General features: G+C 49.1%; 16 protein-coding genes. 3 read left to right on the forward strand and 13 right to left on the reverse strand.

The window, feature by feature from the left end:
• Window positions 1–4 precede the first annotated feature (4 nt).
• Window positions 5–1,111 carry a Wzz/FepE/Etk N-terminal domain-containing protein gene (locus tag DWX84_RS02960; protein ID WP_048927321.1) on the forward strand — a complete coding sequence of 369 codons (1,107 nt, stop codon included), beginning with the start codon at window positions 5–7 and terminating at the stop codon, window positions 1,109–1,111.
• On the opposite strand, the gene DWX84_RS02965 is transcribed toward DWX84_RS02960, so the two are convergent.
• The 13 genes from DWX84_RS02965 to DWX84_RS03025 all read right to left on the reverse strand — a co-directional run bounded on the left by DWX84_RS02965 (window position 1,108) and on the right by DWX84_RS03025 (window position 18,903).
• Entirely contained in the window at window positions 1,108–1,965 is an 858-nt protein-coding gene (locus tag DWX84_RS02965) for a hypothetical protein (RefSeq protein WP_229040535.1), read from the reverse strand. The genes DWX84_RS02960 and DWX84_RS02965 overlap by 4 nt on opposite strands.
• A gap of 20 nt (window positions 1,966–1,985) precedes the next feature.
• On the reverse strand, window positions 1,986–2,624 hold the full coding sequence (gene nth, locus DWX84_RS02970) for an endonuclease III (protein WP_048927319.1): 639 nt from the start codon (window positions 2,622–2,624) through the stop codon (window positions 1,986–1,988).
• A 168-nt stretch (window positions 2,625–2,792) separates the two neighbouring features.
• Window positions 2,793–5,306: a beta-N-acetylglucosaminidase domain-containing protein gene (locus DWX84_RS02975; RefSeq protein WP_048927318.1), complete on the reverse strand. Its 2,514-nt coding sequence runs from the start codon at window positions 5,304–5,306 to the stop codon at window positions 2,793–2,795.
• A 102-nt stretch (window positions 5,307–5,408) separates the two neighbouring features.
• Entirely contained in the window at window positions 5,409–7,007 is a 1,599-nt protein-coding gene (locus DWX84_RS02980; RefSeq protein WP_048927317.1) for a DUF3857 domain-containing protein, read from the reverse strand.
• Between the two features lie 13 nt (window positions 7,008–7,020).
• Window positions 7,021–8,982, reverse strand: a complete 1,962-nt coding sequence (locus DWX84_RS02985; protein ID WP_048927316.1) for a DUF3857 domain-containing protein — start codon at window positions 8,980–8,982, stop codon at window positions 7,021–7,023.
• Window positions 8,983–8,984: 2 nt separating this feature from the next.
• Entirely contained in the window at window positions 8,985–9,983 is a 999-nt protein-coding gene (locus tag DWX84_RS02990) for an AMP-binding protein (RefSeq protein WP_048927315.1), read from the reverse strand.
• Between the two features lie 3 nt (window positions 9,984–9,986).
• A complete protein-coding gene (locus tag DWX84_RS02995; protein WP_048927314.1) occupies window positions 9,987–11,039 on the reverse strand; it encodes an o-succinylbenzoate synthase in 1,053 nt (350 codons plus the stop codon).
• Between the two features lie 27 nt (window positions 11,040–11,066).
• On the reverse strand, window positions 11,067–11,891 hold the full coding sequence (menB, locus tag DWX84_RS03000; protein ID WP_048927313.1) for a 1,4-dihydroxy-2-naphthoyl-CoA synthase: 825 nt from the start codon (window positions 11,889–11,891) through the stop codon (window positions 11,067–11,069).
• Between the two features lie 3 nt (window positions 11,892–11,894).
• Entirely contained in the window at window positions 11,895–13,583 is a 1,689-nt protein-coding gene (menD, locus tag DWX84_RS03005; protein WP_022192642.1) for a 2-succinyl-5-enolpyruvyl-6-hydroxy-3-cyclohexene-1-carboxylic-acid synthase, read from the reverse strand.
• Between the two features lie 14 nt (window positions 13,584–13,597).
• Window positions 13,598–14,695: an isochorismate synthase gene (locus DWX84_RS03010; RefSeq protein WP_048927312.1), complete on the reverse strand. Its 1,098-nt coding sequence runs from the start codon at window positions 14,693–14,695 to the stop codon at window positions 13,598–13,600.
• Window positions 14,692–15,924, reverse strand: a complete 1,233-nt coding sequence (locus DWX84_RS03015) for a Cof-type HAD-IIB family hydrolase (RefSeq protein WP_005862246.1) — start codon at window positions 15,922–15,924, stop codon at window positions 14,692–14,694. Before DWX84_RS03015 ends, DWX84_RS03010 begins: the two co-directional genes overlap by 4 nt.
• Before the next feature lie 260 nt (window positions 15,925–16,184).
• Window positions 16,185–16,991: a Cof-type HAD-IIB family hydrolase gene (locus DWX84_RS03020; RefSeq protein WP_121961046.1), complete on the reverse strand. Its 807-nt coding sequence runs from the start codon at window positions 16,989–16,991 to the stop codon at window positions 16,185–16,187.
• Complete coding sequence (locus DWX84_RS03025) at window positions 16,981–18,903, reverse strand: AAA domain-containing protein (RefSeq protein WP_048927311.1); 1,923 nt, start codon at window positions 18,901–18,903, stop codon at window positions 16,981–16,983. The genes DWX84_RS03020 and DWX84_RS03025 overlap by 11 nt, the downstream gene beginning before the upstream one ends.
• A gap of 185 nt (window positions 18,904–19,088) precedes the next feature.
• Here DWX84_RS03025 and DWX84_RS03030 point away from each other — a divergent pair, with 185 nt between their 5' ends.
• Entirely contained in the window at window positions 19,089–19,460 is a 372-nt protein-coding gene (locus DWX84_RS03030) for an Hpt domain-containing protein (RefSeq protein ID WP_005856873.1), read from the forward strand.
• Window positions 19,461–19,504: 44 nt separating this feature from the next.
• The gene (locus DWX84_RS03035; RefSeq protein ID WP_048927310.1) at window positions 19,505–20,797 is read left to right on the forward strand and encodes a serine dehydratase subunit alpha family protein; all 1,293 of its coding nucleotides are present in this window, start codon (window positions 19,505–19,507) and stop codon (window positions 20,795–20,797) included.

Here is a 20,797-nt window from a genome sequence, read left to right on the forward strand (position 1 = left end):
AGGCATGGATACGATAAACGAGATAAAAAGACAAGAGTTACCTGAGGAGCAGGAGATCGATTTAATCGAACTGGCGCAAAAACTGTGGAAAGAGCGTAAGTTCTTATTGAAAGGCTGTGGTATTGCGGTGGTAGTAGGTTTGATTGTAGCTTTCAGTATTCCCAAGGAATATACAACTACGGTGAAATTGGCACCAGAGACACAGGATGCGGCAAAAAAATCTAGTCTTGGCGGTTTGGCTGCTATGGCTGGGATTAATCTGAATGCCGCTGCCGGTGCGGACGCGATCTCTCCGGATTTGTATCCGGATGTGGTGCAGAGTACCCCGTTTCTGTTGGAATTGTTTCCGGTAGAGGTTACCGATAAGGAAAAGGAGTTAAGCACTACATTGTATGATTATATGAGTGAACATCAACGTAAGGCTTGGTGGGGATATATTGTCTCCGCTCCATTCAAGGCGTTGGGTGCGGTAATGAGTTTAATCTCCGGTGACGAGGAAGAGTCTGAGGGCTTGAATCCTTACCATTTGACAAAGGATCAAGAAGAGGTGGTGAAGGCCTTGCAGGAGCGGGTTTCTGTTTCCGTGGACAAGAAGACCTTGGTTATCACGGCTTCCGTACAGATGCAGGACCCGGTTATTTCCGCTCAGATGACAAAGGTCGTTTTGGAAAACCTCCAGAATTATATTACGAATTATCGTACGCAGAAAGTAAAGCAAGATTTGGAATTTACCCAGAAGGTATTTGGCGAGTCACGTGACGCTTATTATAAAGCGCAACGTGCGTACGCTGCTTTCGAGGATGCCAACCGTAATATTATCTCTTCCAGCTACCGTACGGAGCAGGAACGTTTGAAGAATGAGATGACCCTTACGTTTAATGTTTACAATACGTTGGCGCAGAAGTTGGAGCAAGATAAATTGCGTGTACAGGAAGAAACTCCGGTGTATACCGTAATCGAGCCGGCTACCGTACCTTTGAAAGCATCTTCTCCTAAGAAGGCACTTATCTTGGTCGGTTTTGTCTTCCTCGCTTTATTCGGATGTATCGGATATTTATTCGTAAAAGATATGTTTGTGTCAGCATTCAAGAAAGAAGGGACTGAAGCTTAATTCCCGCAAACCGTAAAATAGACCACGGCCTCGTCATGACTGACTTGTGCCGTGGTTTTTATTTGTGGGAATAGCCGATTGATCCGAGTAGTTATCGTATCGCATAAGTTGGGGTAAAAGTTCTCCAAGGTTTCTTCATAGGGCTGCTCATTGAAGCAGCAAAGGCTTCCTTCATTATAGAATAAATCCATTGCCAACCATTGATTTTTCATTTTCCACTCCGTCGAGTCATTCATTTGAACCTGTAAATCTAAAGAGGCGCTTTGGATGAAGAGATTCATCGCGCCACTCTTGCCTTTTTTACTAATTAGATCAGCTAATTCCGGAATGATCTGTGCGGGGTACATCTGTTGCTTTTTCGCTGTCTCTACCAATAATTTTCGATTGTAGGACACCACGAATATACCCTCGTGGTAGTAACAACCTAGAAAATGCTTATCAACATCCGGATAGTATCTAACAGGAACGGAAGCTTCCTCTCGTTGCTGGGCAGGAAAAGTGAAAGAAGCGTCCAGTTGCTTGAAAATACGCTCTGCCGTATGACTATCCATAGGGGCGTACAAGATATCCCCTTGTGGATAATAAGCGATCAAGAAAGACGATAAATCCGGATTTTGCTGTATTAAAGAGAGGAAAATAGCGGGCGTATGATCCGAGAACGCCTTGCGTATATTCTCCATGGGTAATATCATCTTCTCGAATACAGGAGGACGATTGATAGCAAAAATTGCTGTGGGGGTCGGGATGACCAAGCTATAGGGATCTACCGTGGCGACAAATTGCTCGTCGCTCATATTCTTGTAAAAGTACCTCACGCAAACGATCGTAGCCAAAAACAAGACAATGAATGCCATTATGTCTTTCTTGCCGATCCTCATGTTTGCTTTAGGAAGTATTTACACCAAGGCTTTAATCCGCATTCCTCACATTTCGGTTTCCGGGCGAGGCAAACATATCTTCCATGTAATATCAACCAGTGATGGGCGATGGGGATCAGTTCTTCCGGAATGTTCTTCACTAGCTCCTTTTCCGTTTCCAAGGGTGTCTTGCTATTATTGGTCAAGCCGATCCGGTTGGAGACACGGAATACGTGCGTATCTACCGCCATGGCTGGCTTGTCATATACAACGGATGCGATTACGTTCGCAGTTTTTCTTCCTACACCCGGAAGTTTCTGTAGCTCGTCAATATCGGAGGGAACCACGCCTTTGAAGTCCTCTATCAGCATCTTCGCCATACCTACCAGATGTTTAGCCTTATTGTTCGGGTAAGATACGCTTCGTATGTATTCAAAGACGACTTCTGGTGTGCTAGCTGCCATTACCTCGGGAGTAGGGAAAGCCTCGAACAGGGCAGGAGTGATCATATTCACTCGCTTATCCGTGCATTGTGCGGATAGGATTACCGCTATCAATAATTGATATGGATTGTCATAATGTAGTTCAGTCTCGGCTACCGGTACGTTTTCCTTAAACCAGTTTAATACGCCTTTATATCTTTCTTCTTTTCGCATTGTTTTTTCGGTTTCTATTTTTCGCATCCTAAAGGTATAACTTTTAAAAGGAATATACAAGCGGAGATGTGCCAAAAATAAGATACTCCCGAATTGTACGAATAAATAAAAAAGTACCGATCTCCTTCTTCCATCTAAGAGAGAAAGAAATCGGTACTTTTTTATTTCTTATTCCCTAACGATCTGGTGGATATGTATAGGTTCTTTTCCTATTGTGGTGATTTCTAAAGAAGAGAAATCCTCGAACATGGTTTTATTTAATTTGATGTAGCCTACGTTTCCTTGATAGACGATGTTTTTCTCGCCATCTTGGGAGAGGCCGGTGATGGATACCAGATTCTCGTTACTTCCGGAGAGGAAGAAAGATACGGCGTTGATATCATCGCATTTTATGTGAATTATTTCTCCCGGATTCAAGTTCTTATACGTATCTAGGTTCATATCGTACATCATAAGAGCCTCATTGATTTGCGGGTCTTGTTGGGTTGTCGCCGTGAATCCTAGTACATATAGCTCCATTTGCTGATCCGAGTTATTTCGCATACGGATATAACGGGCTTTCGGATCGATGGTGCGGATCGTATCCTTAGCGTTTTCCGTGGAAACATTGGGGATTAAGCTCCAGCTCTTTCCGTCGGCGGACCACTCGAATACCCGTCCGGGTTGGTTGCTTTTCGGAAGATTGAAACAGAAGGATTCCGCTTCTTTCTGGATTTCCCAGCCGATACCCAAATATTGATTAGGCTGTACCTTGACTACCTCGAATAGGGGGACGTAACCGACCGTATTGTCACCCTTGGCACAAGGCTGGCTCTTCAATTGGTCGATATTCGTGAATATGGAAGGGATGCTAACCTTCACCTCGTCCGGGGCGATACCGTCCGTAGATAGCAGGTTACGACCTGTCTGGCGGTATAAATCTACGATGAAAGGGTGTAAGACTTTCGATCCGACTTTCACGCCTTTAGGCTGCGCCTTCTGGTTCAGCGTGCGGTTTATCAGTTTCATGCTATCTAGCAAAGCGGATGTTTCCAGATAGCGTTGCCACGTATAAGACCGGTCTTTCTCATACCAAGCGTGCGCCATATGCAGAGCGCTTGTACCGGCTTTTCCTAAGAACTCGAATTGGATAAGCCATGGATTGATTTGTTCGATCAAGCGTTTATTGGGACTTTGGCTGTAGATCATGCTCGGGGAAGCCGTGATTTGAGCGAATAAGGTTCCCAGAAGATTTGCGCTTTGCTCCGGGAACGTGTTTTTCTTATATCCGGTAAGGAATGTCTGGATAGGAGCTACATAGTTAGCAGACTCTTCCCGGCGGTATTGATGTCCGTTCGGACCCGGATCGCAGTTATGCTCGCAGAAAATGCGGAAAGCCATGGAGGCCTCCGGCATAATAAAGCCGCAAGCGTCTTTCCATGCCTGTGTAGGATCGTAATTCTCGATATTCCAAGTGTACATTCCAACGCCGAATATAGCGACCTTGGAAGCCTCGGCGTATTCCATAGGATTGGATACGAATCCGGTCATGGTGCCGGCGGCTTGCGTATCTAGGCCGTAGGCGGGTCCCATCAACAAATGATCTTGGCAATAATCGCTTACGGGGAAGTTCCACCAGATATAGGCGGGACGACGGATACGGCTGTTTACCCACTCGACGCCTTCTTTCGTGATATCGGCTACGACACGGTCTCCGGTCCACATGATTTGGATAGCGGGGTCGAGTTGGGTACCGAGGATATCCAGATAATCGGTCTTAGCCCATGAACGGTTGTATTCGGTAGGGCACATGATCAGGGGTTGCACGTCATTTTTCTTGGTAATAAACTCCTTATGGATGTAATTCAATAAGCCGGCTTGCTTTTCCGGGCGGGCTCCCTCTCCGGATATATCATCGAAGAAAACGGCGAAAGAGCGTACGCCCAAATCGTACATTTTCTCGAATTTGGAAAGGATGTTCATGCTGTCTGTCTGGTTCCATTGAATGTCTTGTCCCGGGTGGATGGCCCAAACGAAGTTCACCTTGTTATGGGCGGCCTCTTTCGCTAGTTCCTTGATATGCTCGGCTTCCTCGGCGGGATAAGGTTTGCGCCAGTTGGGGGAGCTGTGATAAGGATCATCTTTCGGACCATAGATATAGGTGTTCAGCTTGATCCTTCCGTAAAAGCGGATTTGCTCGATACGGTCGGCGTGGCTCCAAGGCTGTCCGTAGAATCCTTCCACGGTACCCCGGAATAATACGTCCGGATAGTCTTTGATCGAGCAGAGAGGCAGGATCTTTTTACCCTCGTCATATTTAGCTAATTGCTTGAGGGTTTGGGCGGCGTAAAACAAGGAATTATCGTCTACGATCCCGATCGTGATACCTTTTTTAGTGATCGTCAGCGTATAGGCACCCGAGCGTTGCATTTCCGGAGTTTTGTCTTTTAGTTTCTTGATCTCTAAAGGGAGAGATTTGCCGGATTTAGCGAAAGGTAGCGCTTCTTTAAGTAGTTTGACCGCGTCTGCGTCCGGATTATTTATACCCCGTAGGGTATATCCATGGGGCGGTGCGTATGTTTGGCTGGAAATAGTCACCTCTTGGGGCTCGGGGAAGATTCCTAGGGATAGCTTTTGGCTATACGTTAGACTGCAAACGCCTAGAAGGAGCATGGTGACGAGTAAATACTTTAGTGTTTTCATATGCGATATGATTTAATGTTAACGTTCGTAAATGTAGGGAATAATTAGACACGAAGCACACGGAGGGCACGGATTTGTTCCGTGTGCTCCGTGTTTTAGATCTTATAGGGAGAATAGCAATACCCGGTTATCCGGATTTGTCCATTCATGGATCAAGCTACGCACGTCGCTATATTCGGCGGGAGTGAACTGCTGCTTGTTCACCTCGATCATACGTACCACCTCGATCGTATTTCCTTTCGGCGTGATCGTGCGGGTTACTTTACCAAAAGGCTTGCTTATCACTTGCTCTTTTGTGGAGGTCTGCAACTTCATGCCCTCGGCGGGAGTAATCGTATATGTTACCTCTTCCTTGATTAGGGAGGGGAGTTCGAATAAGTTGGAACGCTTGCTGTTCAAGGCGCTCATGCCCCAGCTATCGATACCGCCTGTTATAGCCGGAAGGGTACAGATGGCGAATCCGTTTTGTGCTTCGTTCTTGGTGACGCTGACGGCTTTATTCTCCTTGATGATCGTAGGCTCTGCCTGTAGGCCGATCGACGTACCGTTCAACGTGAGTACCTGATCTAACTCACCCCGGGCTGTCAATGCGGAAGGGGCAAGGCTGACCGCCGAAAGGTATTTGTCTTTCCCCGCGACAGTCGCTTTTACGGCAAGATTCTTGATCGTGCTTAATCCACAAGCGTCTATATCCAGATTCCCTGGATATACGGCGACTACTTCCGATTGAATGCCGGCGGCGTTCAATAAGACGTTCAGAAGCTGGGTCTTCTCGGCTAATGTACCGTAAGCACTACGAAGGGCCGTATCGACATCGCGGATGGAATAACCCGTACAAGCGAGGGGGATGGCGCAATATCCCATGTTGTTGACTACATGGTTCCGGATGGCGTTCACCTTCTCTTCGTCGCTGGTAGCCTTTTCCGTGATATAAGAGCCGAACGTTTTGCTCTCGTAGTTTCCGGAAGTGTTAAAACGCTTATTTAGCGTAGATAATGCCTCCTTGTTGGAACTATAGCTTGAAGCGATTAGGCGGGGAATCCCGTCTTGGTTTTGAGGAAGGAAAGCTTCCCGGGAAGAGGCCGGCAGGTTACGTAAAGTCCAGCTTACCTCTTTAGCGCCGTTTCGGGTGACTTGGGATGCTTTCGCGTCGCTACCCAATAATTGCCAAGCGAGCGGACTGTTTTCCGGTACGGAGATAGAGACCTTGCATTCCTTCACGGGAGAAGTTTCTTGTAGTCGCTCGTTGATATCCATAGCCGGATAGTAGCCCGGTTTTGTGATAATAGAGTAATCCAAGTAAATCGTGGCCCCAAGTTCTAGGCCAGTGTGTACCACGACCATTTCCTTAAGTTGGTTATAGGCCGGAGCGTCGGCAGCGAAACGGGGTAGGACCTCTACAAAGGCGTTATCGGGTGTCTTTACGATCGTACCGTCTTTCTGCCTTGTATAGGATGAGTGGATCTTCAGTGTTTGGAAATCGGGATTGTAGACGATAAAACTCTCGCCATACGTGCTATTCATCGCAGTGTGCGTGAAGAGCGTCAATTCCATGGAGGATCGATATTCTTGGCTACCGTCGGCATGCAAGGTCCAAGCTTTCGATATCTTCCCGTACTCAGCCTCCGATGCGGCAAATGAAGTAACCGTCATCGCTAACAAGCTTAGGAGAAGAATCAGTTTATAGGTTATCTTAATCATTGTTTTTCTGTTTTTATTTCTTGATAATCAAATAGTCACCATAACTCTTATAGGCGTTCACAGCGGAACGGAAGCCTTTCCTGTCGGCTGGGTCGTAGACACGCTTCTTCAACGCTAGCTTCTGGCGCAAGACGATGTTCTGGTCGCCTTCCTGCGAAAGGGAACCTTCGAAATCGGCCGCATTGCTTTGCAGGGCGTCATTCTTCGAGGCGTTCAAGAGGGTATAGCCCTTGGGGAGGCGGATGGTCTCATCTTGTTCTACCAAACGGGAGCAAGCATCCTTGAATCCATACGCACGGTTTTCCGGTTTCGTATCGATACGCAAGAAACTCTTCACTTGATTGTAGAGGTTATTCATGACTAGCGGTTTGATAAGCATCTGGTCTCCGGCGATAATCGCATAATCGGGGATCTCATAAGAGAACGTGATCTTGATAGGGGCCGCTTGATAGTTCTTCGGGTCCTTACCGTAATCTACACGAAGCAGTTTGGCGTTGGGGGATACGGTCAGCAATTGCTTCTCCATCGTGTTCTGCCAGTCGGATTGCCATCCGGTGGTGAAGATGCGGCGGATATTGCTGTCGGATTGTCCCTCGGCGGTGATCGTGAATTGTCCGCGGAGCGTGCCTTTCTCGTCTAGGTGGTTGTCGGCGTGGATGCGGACGTAGTGGTTCTCCGGGGCGGAGACAGGGGTTAAGCGGAGGTCGGAGCCTTCGGGCACACCCGGGAGGTAGTTCTGCTGTTGCTCGGCGCTACTCCATAATTCCCGGCAGAAAGGAACCCAAGTCGGGTCGAGAGGCATATACGTACCGCTCGCCAGTTTTACCACCGCCACGCAATGGTTGAAATGGTCGGCGGGGATACTTTCTACACGGCTTCCCGCCATTGTCATCGCCGGGTAAGCCTCGAAGCCGGCCATGCGGAGGAAGGCGATCAACGTACCGGCGATATCCTTGCAGACACCGCAACGATCGGTATAATTCATCTTCAGGTTGTGGAGCGTGAAACCCTCGCCTTTACCCATCGAGATTCCGGAGTAACGGATGTTATCGGCCACCCAGTGGGTCAGCACGGCTATCTTCTCCATTTCCGTTTTCTTGCCTTTGATCAGCTCGTCTACCTTTTTCTGGGCTTCCGGGATCGCAGTAAAGCTTCCGTAATCCTCGTTAACCTTATTGAACCAAAGGGATTTATCCTCCCAGCGGGGAGTGCTGGACATCATGAGCTTCGGGGCAGCGTCGAATAGGTCTACCATGTTCGGTTCCTTGGCGAAAGGAAGGATATCGTCGGAGGCGAAGGTATATACTTTCCGTCCGTCCTCGTATCGCATCGAAGAGGTACATTCGCCTTGGTAGAACTGGAATTGCAACTCTTTCTCCATCGGCATGGATACCCGGTACACCTTGCGCACGGTAGGCTCGGTAGCCCAGAAGGGGACGATATCGTAAAACTGTCCTCGCATAGGAGGGATGAAACGCTCGTCGTCGTCACCCGCCGTCAGCAAGGCGTAGGTGAAACCTTTCTTGGCGATCTCGTACTCCACGATATCTCCCGGTTGCAAGCGGCCCACTTCCAGCATGATCTGCCGGGCGCCCCAGTAGATGGCACGTGCGGGGGCGGCGTAGTCGCAAGCTTGGGTTACGTCGAGATTGATCACGTCGCCGTTCGCACGGTAGATCGTGGCGTAACGAAACTCGGCGTGCGCCGTCAGCGGGTCGTAATCGTATTTGATGATACGGTTGGCGACGGCTCCTTTGGAAGTCTGTACCTTAAAAGCCTTGCATACGGCGAAAGCCCCCGAGCCGGTAGGTTGTACCGTTACGGCGGTGCTATCCAGCAAGGTGACGCAGTCGTATCCTGCATAGGCTTGCGATTTCTCCAAGGTAGGATCTTGCGGGTATCGGCAAGAATCCTGCCCGTACATAGGCGATAAGGCCAATAGGGAGACCGCGGTGATTGTTAGAATTCTTTTCATGTTTATAGTGTTTTTGTAATGATATTTCTCGCCAGCTCCCGGCAGGCGGCACGGTCGATCTTGCCGCTTCCGGTTTGGGGGATCTCGCTTACCTTTATGATGTGCCTCGGACGGAGGTACTTGGGCAGGCTGGCGAGAACCTCTGTTAGCATCTCACCTCGTAGGTTTGAGGCAAGCAGTAGCACGACCGCCTCTCCCAACCGAGGGTCGGGGGCGGCGGTGATGGCATAGGGGCGGTCGAGGTAGGGTCGTAGCCGCTCTTCCACCTCCTCGATCTGGATCTTGATACCTCCGCTATTGATGATATTATCTTTCCTTCCGATAATGGCGAAACTCCCGTCCGGCAGCAGGCGGGCGACATCGTTCGTCACCAGCCGCTCGTCGCAAACCAATGGGGCGTCTATCACCAAGGTATTGTCCGGTGACAAGGATAACGTCACTGAGGGGAAGGGATGGTAATAGGGCGAGGCTTCCGGCCCGTTCAGCCGGCGCAGGGCGATGTGGGACAGCGTCTCCGTCATTCCGTAGGTGGAATAAACCGTGTTTGGCATCTGCCGTATCTCCTGTTCCAAGGCCGCGTCGATCGCCCCGCCGCCGATAATCAGGATATCCGTTTGCTCCAGCCGCTTACGTTCCTCGGGTACTCGCAACGTATTGTAAACCTGCAAGGGGATCATGGCAACAAAGCGCAGGGGCGTATCCCCCCAATCCGCCAACGGGTGTCCGGAGGGTTCGCACACCTCCAGATCCAGTCCGGCGTATAGGGAGCGGACCACCATCATTTTTCCGGCTATATAGCGTAGGGGCATACATAACAAGGCCTTGTCGCCCTTCTTAAGCCCCAGATAATCGCAGGTAAGCCGGGCGCTGTTCAGCATCCGGTCCTTGCGTACTCGCATCCGCTTGGGCGTACCGGTGGAGCCAGAGGTCTGGACTTCCAGAAAAGGGGAGGGATCGTGCCATTCAGCTAAGAATGCCTGTAAATCTTCTTGTATCGGCATAGGTCAAAGGTCGTTGGTGAACCAGATGGTGTCTCCTTTTCGTTGGATCAACTTATGTTTATCGTCCTTGAAAATCTCGCCGGTTCCCAGACCTTGCGGTAGCGGGTTACCTAGCGTGGCGCACCATTGGGCGATAGCGTTCAGTCCGATTTGCGATTCCAGAGCGGAGGTGACCCACCATTTAGGTTGTTCAGGGGTACTCCCTAAGATAGTTTCCGCTAAGTGAATCCATTCCGTACATCCGGAGATACCTCCGTGGAGGGAAGGCTTTAATATAATGTATTGGGGATGGATCGTTTCCAACAACCGCTGTTTCTCGTCCGGGGCGTTACAGCCGATCAGTTCCTCGTCGAGAGCGATGGGAAGGGGTGACTCTGCCGCAAGGCGTGCCATCTCTTCCAACTGCCCGGCACGGATAGGCTGCTCGATGGAATGCAAGTCCATCTCGGCGAGCCGCTTCAGTTTGTCCATCGCCTCCGAGGGTGTGAAAGCGCCGTTGGCATCTACCCGAAGCTCTATTTCCTTGGCAGAGAAATGCGCACGGATGTGTTTCAATAAAGAGAGTTCCCGGTCGAAATCGATAGCGCCGATCTTCAGCTTGACGCAGCGGAAGCCCTCCTTCATCTTTTCCTCTACCTGTTCCAGCATGTACTTATAATCGCCCATCCAGATCAGTCCGTTGATGGGGATGCCCGCCTGCCCCTGCGAGAAGGGCGTGTCGTAATGCCGCCAACCGCCCTGTTCATAATGGCGCATGGCCGTCTCCAGCCCGAAAAGGATGGATGGGTAATGGCGCAAAGATTCGGTGTCAACATATCCCTTCTGTTCCAGATCGAGGCAAGCCTTGGATAACGTGATCTCGTAATCCACTCCATAATCGCAACTGAGATCCGGCAGGGGGGCACATTCTCCGATACCAATAACCGAGGGTTCGTCTTCCTTGCGGATTCGGACCTCCCACAATTTCCGGGTCGTGTAAACACCCCGTGAGGTTCCTGCCGGTCGCTTGAAAGTCAAGCACCGGGGAACCACCTCTATCTGATAATATCTTCTCATAACTGTCACTTGCCAACTGTCCACTCCCTACGGGAATTTCGGGTAATCCTCGAAGCGGGGACGGCGTTTCTCCAAGAATGCCTTACCGCCTTCCTGCGCCTCGTCCGTCATATAGTAAAGCATGGTAGCGTCTCCGGCCAACTCCTGTATACCGGCCTGTCCGTCCAACTCGGCGTTTAAGCCCGCCTTGATCATGCGCAAAGCCAACGGGCTAAGCAACATCATCTCCTCGGCCCATTGAACGTACTCGTCCTCTAATTTATCCAAGGGGACTACCTTATTTACCAGACCCATATCCAAAGCCTCCTGCGCATTGTACTTGCGGCATAGGAACCAGATCTCACGGGCCTTTTTCTGTCCGACCACACGGGCGAGGTAAGAAGAACCGAACCCGGCGTCGAAGCTACCCACACGAGGACCAGTCTGTCCGAAGATAGCGTTCTCGGAAGCGATCGTAAGGTCGCAAACCACGTGCAATACGTGTCCGCCGCCGATAGCGAAACCATTCACGGCCGCGATGACGGGTTTCGGGAGAGAGCGGATCTGCTTTTGTACGTCCAATACGTTCAAGCGAGGTACGCCGTCTTTACCCACGTAGCCGCCACGTCCTTTCACGTTCATATCGCCTCCCGCGCAAAAGGCCGTATCTCCGGCTCCTGTCAGAACGACTACGTTAATGTCCGGGCGTTCCCGGCAGATGTAAAAGGCGTCGCTCATCTCCGTGGTCGTAGTCGGGGTAAAAGCGTTGCGATACCGTTCCCGGTTGATTGTAATGCGGGCGATGCCGTTGTAGAAATCAAATAAGATCTCCTCATATTCGTTGATGGTTGTCCATTCTCTTTTCGTTTCCATATATTATATGTTTTGTGCTTGGGATGAATTTTTCAGTTGATGATAATATTCCTTGAGCAATCGTACGTCTTCCGCTTTGTCCGTGAAAACCTCCATGAATAGGGGATGTTCGCTCGGTTGCTCCGTTTGGGTAAAGGCGCTCATCGCCGCTGCCAACTCCTCGGCATTATGGACAGCGGAGTAGGAGAATCCCCTTTCCGTGGCCCATCCCTCCGCTGAGGTCTGGTGGGAGGCGGTAACGTAACGGTGCGTACGCTCGTTCATCTTGAATCCCGGCAAGGCTTGGAAGATCTCGCCACCTCCGTTGTTCAAGAGCAGGATGCGAAGGTTATTGTGCAAGTTACCGTTCCACAACGCATTCATATCATAGAAGAAACTAAGATCGCCTATAACGATAAAGTTTAGTTTTTGCGAGGCCGAGGCGTATCCGATGGCCGTAGACAAGGAGCCTTCGATCCCGCTCGTACCTCGGTTACAACAAACCTCAACCGTCTCGGGTACGGTGTACAATTGCGCGTAACGTACGGTGGAGCTATTCCCCAGATGCAAGGCCGATTCAGCCGGAAGCGAGCGTATCAAACCACCGATCGCCGCCATTTCGGAGTAAGCGAACTCCGGCTCCGGCAGGTTCCGGGATTTGTATTCCCAAGCCTTCGGATATTCAATCTGCCTATTCTCCAGCATATAAGCGATTTTCTCCAGAAACTCGAAAGGGTCCATCTCGATCACCGTGGTCAGGCTACCGAATAAATCCGCTACCTCTCCATCCAATGAGACATGCCAATGCTCCTTAGGCGGGTGTTTCCGCAAAAACTCTTTCAGCCGCTTGGAGACAATATGGCCACCGTAGGTGATTACGAGCTCGGGAACTAGCTTCTCTTTTTCCTCCTCCGGGGTAGCATACAGGATAGCGTCGAAATTCTTGATCGGTAATCCCGGTACGATACGGTTGCCGATGTGCTCGGAGAGCCAAGTGAAATGCTTGTATAGTAACTTGCATATTTTCTTCTCGAAGAGATAGATCAAGCTCATTTGTCCCGCTATCATCATCCGCTTGCTATATTTGTTCAAGCGCTCGATCAGGTCATCATATTTCCGGTCGTACACGTTCAAGCCTTGATAACGGGTGATTACCCGTACCTTCGGCAATTCGGGTGTCGTGAACTGAAATAAAGGCTCGGAGATCGGAACGTTGATATGCACCGGTCCTTTGCCGTGATGGTTCAGTTCCAACAACGCCTCGTTGATCAATCGATTGCAATACCATTCATCTTGATCCGTATGTATTTCCGGTAGCTGCACCGACTTCTTTACCAGCGAGCCGAACACCCCGGGTTGCGGCAAGGTCTGTCCGTCCATTTGCCCGATCCATGCGGCGGGGCGGTCGGCGGATATCACGACAAGTGGAACTTTCTGATAGAAAGCCTCCGCTACCGCCGGATGTATATTCAGCAAGGCCGTGCCCGAGGTACAGCAAACAGCCGCCGGCTTACCTCCGTGCAACGCTAGCCCTACGGCAAAGAATCCCGCGCTTCGTTCATCCGTCACGGAATGGCAATTGAAGAACGAATGGTTTGCCAATGTGTGCACAATCGGAGAGTTCCGGCTTCCCGGACATAGCACGATATTACTTACGCCGTGCTCTATCAGCAAGGCTACCAATTGAAGGATGTTCTTTTTATCGCTATACATTATATGATATAAAATTATAAATTACCCACTATTCTCCGCATCGTATCTAATTTATCCTCTGTCTCCTGCCACTCATCTTCTAGCTGCGAGGCCGCCAACAGACCGCCTCCGGCATACAGCGTAAAGGTTTGGGGGAGGATATTCATGCAACGGAGGTTTACGTACAGATCTGTTTTGCCTTTGGGATCCAGCCAACCGATGAAACCGGAGTAATAGCTACGATCGTACCCCTCATTCTCGATGATGAAATGATAAGCCTCCTCCTTGGGAAGACCGCAAACTGCTGGAGTAGGGTGTAATAGTTGAAGGACATCACCCAGCTTCTCGGGATTCGGCAAGGAGAAGAAGAAATCACTTTTCAAATGAGAAACCTCTCCGGCCCGGGCTGAATAAGGCCCCTTCTCCTCGGGAGTAATACCCAAGGTGGACAGCTGGCGGCGTATATAGGAGGCGACTAATTGCTGTTCTCTCCAATTCTTATGGTCCCAGCTTTTCGGTAATTTCCCGTCTCGTAAGGATTGGGTTCCGGCCAAAGCTACCGTTTGCCAGTCGCCTTTCTCGCCGGATAACAAGATTTCCGGTGTCCCACCCATCCAAGTTCCGGTTTCCGGGGTATGGCAAAGGTAGACATAGGAGCGGATATATCGTTCTTCCGCGGCGAAGAATGCCTTGCCGGGTGAGAAAGAGGGATCTTTCCAGATCGTTTTGCTACGGGATAGGACTAGTTTATCTTGGCTTCCTTTTAGCAAAGGGTTGGTAAACAGGGAGAAATGGTAAGCGTATCGTTCCTTCTCCTCGGATTCGGACGGGATTTCGATTTCATTCGAAGGGAATTCGTTTTTCTCTCGAGAGAAATCCCAATCGGATTCGGAGGGGATTTCAAAGCAATCCGGTTGGATTAAAACGATAGGTCGTTCCGCTGTCACCTGAAACGGAGCGATTACAAAACCGCTCCGTTCATTTAAGTCTTTTATGTCGTATAATAGGCAAGGAGAGCCGGCACTTTGCATCCTGAAATGGAGCCTATCCTCACCGGGAATACGCCAAATAGCGAAACTCCGGCCTTGCTTGATCAACGTGTCTATTATTTCGTAAGAATCTCTTGGAATCATTTCTTCTTTAGTATACTATTGATTACCCGTACAGAGGAAACCAGTTTGTCGGTAGAGGTGAATATGTCTACGTTCCACACATGGGATGAACGGCCTTTGTGGATAATCGTCCCGACGGCACGTACCGTGTCTCCCTCGTGGGCGGACGACATATGGCTGCCGCTAACTTGCATGCCGACTACCATCTCGTCCGGTTTCGCCAGAATCATGGAACCTAGTCCGGCCACGGTCTCTGCCAGAGCCAGTGTAGCGCCTCCGTGCAAGATACCGAAAGGCTGGCGGGTCCGTTCGTCTACAGGCATGGTCGCTTCCACACGATCCTCCGACGCATAGGTATATTGAATGCCTAGATTACCCATTAAAGCATGTTTGGCCCGTGCGTTTAGTTGATCTAACGGAACCTCTGTGGGTTTGATCGTGGCAAGGATCGCTTTCTCGATCGCTACCGCCACACCTTCCATATTATTGGGTAAGGTCGTGAAATCGGCACAAGCCTTTACGGAATCGCGTGCGTTACCCATCGCCACGCCGGTACCGGCTAATTGAAGCATGGATACGTCGGCCACGCCATCACCGATAGCGACAACCTCTTCGGTCGTGATATTCAGCATCTCCATCAATACCGCCAACGTATTTCCCTTATTGATGAAATGAGGAGCTACCTCCAAGAAATAGTCCTCGGAGCGGAAAGCTTCCAATACCCCGTCCAGACGTTTCTTCCAATGATTTTCGAGACCCACTAGATTGTTCTCGTCATCGCTGGTAAGAATACACTTACAGGGTGCGAAATCCACCGCTTCCGGGAAATTCTCCACACCGATGATGCGCATCTTATTGAGTTCGGCCTCCTCTTGGACATGTTTGTTTTCCGGGCTATCGGTTAGGATATAGTCCTTGTGATATGTGAAGATCGCGAAACCGTTTTCCTTCGCCTTCCGGTTTAAATAAGGAATCATGGCCGGATCGATTCGTTTCTCGAACATCAATTCTCCGGTCTGGGCATTGATGATCTGACCTCCGTTATAAGATAATATGAAACCACCGTAATGATTCAATTCAAGAGCCTCCGCCAAGGGTTGAACCCCGTTGGTGGGTCGGCCGGATGCCAATACAACATGAACTCCCATCTGCTGAGCCTTTAACAAGGCGGCATGGGTCCGGGGAGTTATCTCTTTCTTGTCGTTAAGCAACGTCCCATCTACGTCTAAGACTAATAATTTGTACTTCATGGCGTCTTATTTTTATGGTTTAGAATACAAATATACATAAAATAGTTGATAGTTAGAAGACATTTCCATGAAAGGAATTTACGTATATCGGCGCAAGCTCACGCCTATACTGGCGTAGCCCTACGGCACTACTGGTATAGGCGTATGCCGGTATAGGCATTGGCCTGTGTCGATACTGGTGTAAATGTCTCTGAAAAAACACGTACGTGTTCTCGCGAAAACATGTACATGTTTTTCGGAAAATACGTACGTGTTTTTTTTCAAAGCAATTCTTGGATGAAACGAGCCACTCCATCCTCATCGTTCGTGTATTGGGTGATGCGGTCGGCATTGGCCTTGACAGGGGGCTGGGCGTTGGCCATAGCGACTCCCAATCCGGCGAAACGGATCATGGATACATCGTTGAAACCGTCGCCGATAGCGATCCCTTCCTCCTGTTTTATCCGGGTTCGCTCTAGTAAGCGGGATAACGAGGCGGCTTTGTCGATGCCTTTGGGGACAAGCTCCAGATAGAATGCCTCGGAACGATATACGTTGATACGTTTCCCTAATTCTTGGCGGAGCTTCTCTTCCAACGGTACCAACATCTCCGGTTCGCCTACCACCAAGCATTTATCGGCTGGCTGATGCAAATCCCGCAGAAAATCGTCGGTAGCCTTGATCTTCATTTTGGTTAAGAAAGATTCGTATTGTACGTATTTATTTTCCGGATGCTCGCTTAAGATATATTTACCGTTGTAGGAAAGGATAGCCAGTCCCGCTTCTTTGGAGCGGTTGTATAAAACAGGTACGATATCGGGTGGCAAAGCCTGTTCGAAAAGTACTTTGTCTGTCATCAAGTCGATCACCTTACCGCCGTTGAAGGAAAGGATAAAACCACCATATTGCTTTATGTTCAGTTCTTCGGCTAAAGGCACGATACCGTAGGTGGGCCGGCCGGAGGCTAAGACCAGATGCAATCCTTTTTCCTGCGCTTGCAGAAGGGTTTCCCTCGTAAATGGGGTGATCTCTTTTTTACTGTTTGTCAGTGTACCGTCTAAATCCAGTACCAATAATTTATAGTTCATGCTCTTGTTTCGTGTTGATCGTGATTATTTTACCTCTTTGGGAGATATAATTATAGAGTTCTTTATAAAATGCGTGCCGGGTAAGGGTGGAACCGTCTCCCAAGATCATCAGTTTCATACGGGCACGGGTGATCGCTACGTTCATGCGCCGCAAGTCGTTCAAGAAGCCTATCTTTCCATCCTCGTTGGCCCTTACCAAACTGATCAAGATGACATCGCGTTCTTGCCCTTGGAAACCGTCAACGGTGTGTACGGTGATCAGTCTGCGTAAAGGCTTGAAGAAAGCGTCTTGTTTGATCAATTTACGGATGTATTGTACCTGCGCCTTATAAGGGGAGATCAATCCGAAGTCGATATTCTCTTCCAGCACTCTCTCCTTGGATATTTTCTGTATATAGGAGCGTAATTGTTCCACGAGCAATTCCGCCTCTTGCCTGTTGACACGGCTCATGGTCTCCTCTCTCGCATTTTCCGTGAAATCGCACTCGGACGTATCGAACCATACGATGGGAGTGTCCAGTCGCAAGATTCCCCGCCCACTTACCTCGGGAGCGGATTCGAGTTCGTTATGATAGAACCATTGGGAGGAGAAGCGCATGATATCCTCGTGCATACGATATTGGATCTTCAGGAGAGAGACCGTTTCCGGTTTCGTGTGGGCTATCTTTTGCATCAAGGTACGTCCTAAGCCTTCTCGTTCCGCTTCTATACATTTAATAGTAGGGGGCAATTGGTGATGATCGCCCGCTAGTATGACCCGGTCTGCCTTGCCGATCGCTATCCAGCAAGCGGCTTCCAAGGCTTGGGCGGCCTCATCGATAAACAAGGTCGTGAAGTGCCGGTTCATCATGACCCGGTTTGCGGAGCCAACCAAGGTGCAAGCGACAACACGAGCCTCGTCGAACAGCTCTGTATCGATCTTGACTTCCAGTTCGGTCGCCCGGAATTTCAAACGGGAGAGGCGGTTTCGGATCGTATCCCGTTCCTCCCGGCTTTTCTTTCGCATATTGGATTGTATATCCCGTACCGCTTTCCGGATGCTCCATAACTCGGGATAATCCGGATGCGACTCGAAACGGCGTTCATATGTGAAAGAGAGCATCTTGTCATTGATACGAGTGGGGTTCCCGATGCGCAGGACGTTAATGCCTCTATCTACCAGTTTCTCCGAGATGCAGTCTACGGCGGTATTGCTTTGAGCGCAAACGATCACTTGATTCTCCCGGTGAAGGGTCTCGTAAATGGCTTCCACCAAGGTGGTTGTTTTCCCGGTTCCGGGAGGGCCGTGTACGATAGATACTTGTTTCGCTCCCAATACCTTATTTACGGCTTCTTCCTGAGAACGGTTCAACCAAGGGAAGCGGATCGGGAATAATTCCCGCTGTCCCGGTTTTTCCTGCCCCAGCAATACATCCCTAAGATGAGAGAGTTGGTTGTTTTTTGCCCGCATCACGTCCGAGAGAGCGGAAAACATCGTTTTATAGCTGGTCTCGTCGAAGTAGAGTTGCACGCCGAGATCATTGCTTTTTCCTTGTATATCCATCAAGGCGGAAGGAGTGGGGAGAACTACCACCATCCGGTCCTCTTGCACGTAGCTGATCGTGGCGGAGAAATCCAGATACTTAAATTTACCACTGATATCTGCCGTAAAGAAGCAAATCGGGCGCCCGTACTCAAAATTATGCTCGATCTCCCGGTCTTCTGTCCTTTCGATCTCGATCACCAATTGGTTTAAGGAGTTATAATAACTGCGTCCCGGAGTGACCGGATACCAACAGAGGCCCTGCGCCACTCGTTTTCGCAAACCCGTACGCTCGGATTGCTGTCGGTATGTTTCCTTCTCATATTCATATTCTTTCTGCAGGAGATCATATTGATGTTGCAAATCTACAAGCGGCGATGAAATTCCCATTCCTTTTTCAATTCTATTAATCGGATAAATACAGCCCGGGCGTTCTAGGTCCCGAAGTAGGCGACAAAAGTACTAAAATTATCGTTCCGTACCCAAGTTGCGGTAAGTAAAGAAAAAGAATACCGCTAACGTTGGTAGTGTCTATAAAATTCCTAATTTTGTACGAAAACTAATATCATAAAAAAATGAATGAGAACGATGCTTTTTATAACGCATTAATAGATGTAGCTGCTTGGGATAAAGAGAATACCTTAGATCGTTTTATGAATAGTGATAGCCTCTTCAAAAAGTTTCTATATAAATTTATTACTACAGACGGTTCGTATGTGAAATTACGGAGCTCTTTAGTAGAGCGGGATTTGGAGAATGCCAAGCTATATTCGCATACCTTGAAAGGGATAGCCGCTAATTTAGGTCTGGTAAATCTATTCGATGTATCGAATAATATACTATCGCTGTTGAGAGAAGGGAATCTGGAAGAAGCGTTGCGTTATGAAGATGCATTGGGAAAACAATACGATGCCTTGCGAGATATCGTTGTTGAGTTTTGTTCTTAATCTATTGTATATTAACTATCTAATTCTAAATAAAGACTATCAGTATGGATACTATCATAAAAACTCAAATTATAGATTTGATTCACAGGGAGGTAATCCCTGCTATCGGATGTACGGAACCTATTGCCGTGGCTTTGGCGGCCGCAAAAGCGGCGGAAGTGCTGGGGCGTAAGCCAGAGAAGATAGAGGTTTATCTGAGCGCCAATATCCTGAAGAATGCCATGGGAGTAGGAATCCCGGGGACTGGCATGGTGGGGTTGCCTATCGCTATCGCTTTGGGATCGATCATCGGTAAGTCCGCTTATGGGCTAGAGGTGCTGAAAGACTTGACTCCGGAGGGATTGAAAGAAGGTAAGGAAATGGTCTGCAAGAAATGTATCAGTATAGACCTAAAAGAGAATGTAGATAAACTTTATATCGAAATTATAAGTTCTGCAGGGAACGATCGTTCAAGGGTGATCATTTGCCATGAGCATACCCATATAATATATGTAGAGAAAAACGGGGAGGTATTGACTGATTTACGTACGGCAAACGCTTCTGGCGAGGAAGTATGTGAGAATAAGGATTTACGTCTTTCCTTCTCTATGGTCTATGAGTTTGCCATGGAAATGCCATTGGATGAGATTCGTTTTATTTTAGAAACGGCCGAGTTGAATAAGAAAGCTGCCCAAGCTTCCATGAAAGGCAATTACGGACATACCGTAAGCAAGACAGTCTCGGGTGCTTTCGGCCGTAAGTTCATGGGAGATTCCGCTTATACGCATATGTTGATCATGACTTCCGCCGCTTGCGACGCTCGCATGGACGGCGCTATGATCCCGGTGATGAGTAATTCGGGAAGCGGTAATCAAGGAATCGCCGCTACGCTTCCGGTTCTTTCTTTCGCCGAGGATATCCAATGCTCGGAAGAGCAACTGATCCGTGCGTTGATGTTAAGCCATTTGATGGTGATCTATATCAAGCAAAGTCTGGGACGCTTGTCCGCCCTTTGCGGTTGTGTGGTTGCCGCTACGGGAGCGAGTTGCGCTATCACCTATTTGATGGGAGGAAATAAGGCGCGGATTTCTTATGCGATCAAGAATATGATCGGTAATATTACCGGAATGATCTGTGACGGTGCCAAGCCGAGTTGCGCGATGAAAGTATCTAGTGGCGTATCTACGGCGATGCTTTCCGCTTTGATGGCCATGGAGGATAAGGTGGTGACTTCCGTGGAAGGTATCATCGATGAGGATGTGGATAAATCGATCGCGAACTTGACCGCTATCGGTTCTAAAGGAATGGAGGCGACGGATCGTCTGGTGCTGGACATCATGACCGGTAAATCTTGTTAA

Origin of the sequence: Parabacteroides sp. AF21-43 (genome assembly GCF_003635435.1) — a bacterium.
Lineage (GTDB): Bacteria > Bacteroidota > Bacteroidia > Bacteroidales > Tannerellaceae > Parabacteroides > Parabacteroides distasonis.

Coding starts and splice junctions, on each gene's coding strand:
- menB (WP_048927313.1), bottom strand. CDS start 11,891: ATGGAAACGAAAAGAGAATGGACAACCATCAACGAATATGAGGAGATC.
- DWX84_RS02990 (WP_048927315.1), bottom strand. CDS start 9,983: ATGCCGATACAAGAAGATTTACAGGCATTCTTAGCTGAATGGCACGAT.
- DWX84_RS02975 (WP_048927318.1), bottom strand. CDS start 5,306: ATGAAAACACTAAAGTATTTACTCGTCACCATGCTCCTTCTAGGCGTT.
- DWX84_RS02965 (WP_229040535.1), bottom strand. CDS start 1,965: ATGGCATTCATTGTCTTGTTTTTGGCTACGATCGTTTGCGTGAGGTAC.
- DWX84_RS03010 (WP_048927312.1), bottom strand. CDS start 14,695: ATGATTCCAAGAGATTCTTACGAAATAATAGACACGTTGATCAAGCAA.
- menD (WP_022192642.1), bottom strand. CDS start 13,583: ATGTATAGCGATAAAAAGAACATCCTTCAATTGGTAGCCTTGCTGATA.
- DWX84_RS03015 (WP_005862246.1), bottom strand. CDS start 15,924: ATGAAGTACAAATTATTAGTCTTAGACGTAGATGGGACGTTGCTTAAC.
- DWX84_RS02995 (WP_048927314.1), bottom strand. CDS start 11,039: ATGAGAAGATATTATCAGATAGAGGTGGTTCCCCGGTGCTTGACTTTC.
- DWX84_RS03030 (WP_005856873.1), top strand. CDS start 19,089: ATGAATGAGAACGATGCTTTTTATAACGCATTAATAGATGTAGCTGCT.
- DWX84_RS03020 (WP_121961046.1), bottom strand. CDS start 16,991: ATGAACTATAAATTATTGGTACTGGATTTAGACGGTACACTGACAAAC.
- DWX84_RS02985 (WP_048927316.1), bottom strand. CDS start 8,982: ATGAAAAGAATTCTAACAATCACCGCGGTCTCCCTATTGGCCTTATCG.
- DWX84_RS02980 (WP_048927317.1), bottom strand. CDS start 7,007: ATGATTAAGATAACCTATAAACTGATTCTTCTCCTAAGCTTGTTAGCG.
- nth (WP_048927319.1), bottom strand. CDS start 2,624: ATGCGAAAAGAAGAAAGATATAAAGGCGTATTAAACTGGTTTAAGGAA.
- DWX84_RS03025 (WP_048927311.1), bottom strand. CDS start 18,903: ATGGGAATTTCATCGCCGCTTGTAGATTTGCAACATCAATATGATCTC.
- DWX84_RS03035 (WP_048927310.1), top strand. CDS start 19,505: ATGGATACTATCATAAAAACTCAAATTATAGATTTGATTCACAGGGAG.
- DWX84_RS02960 (WP_048927321.1), top strand. CDS start 5: ATGGATACGATAAACGAGATAAAAAGACAAGAGTTACCTGAGGAGCAG.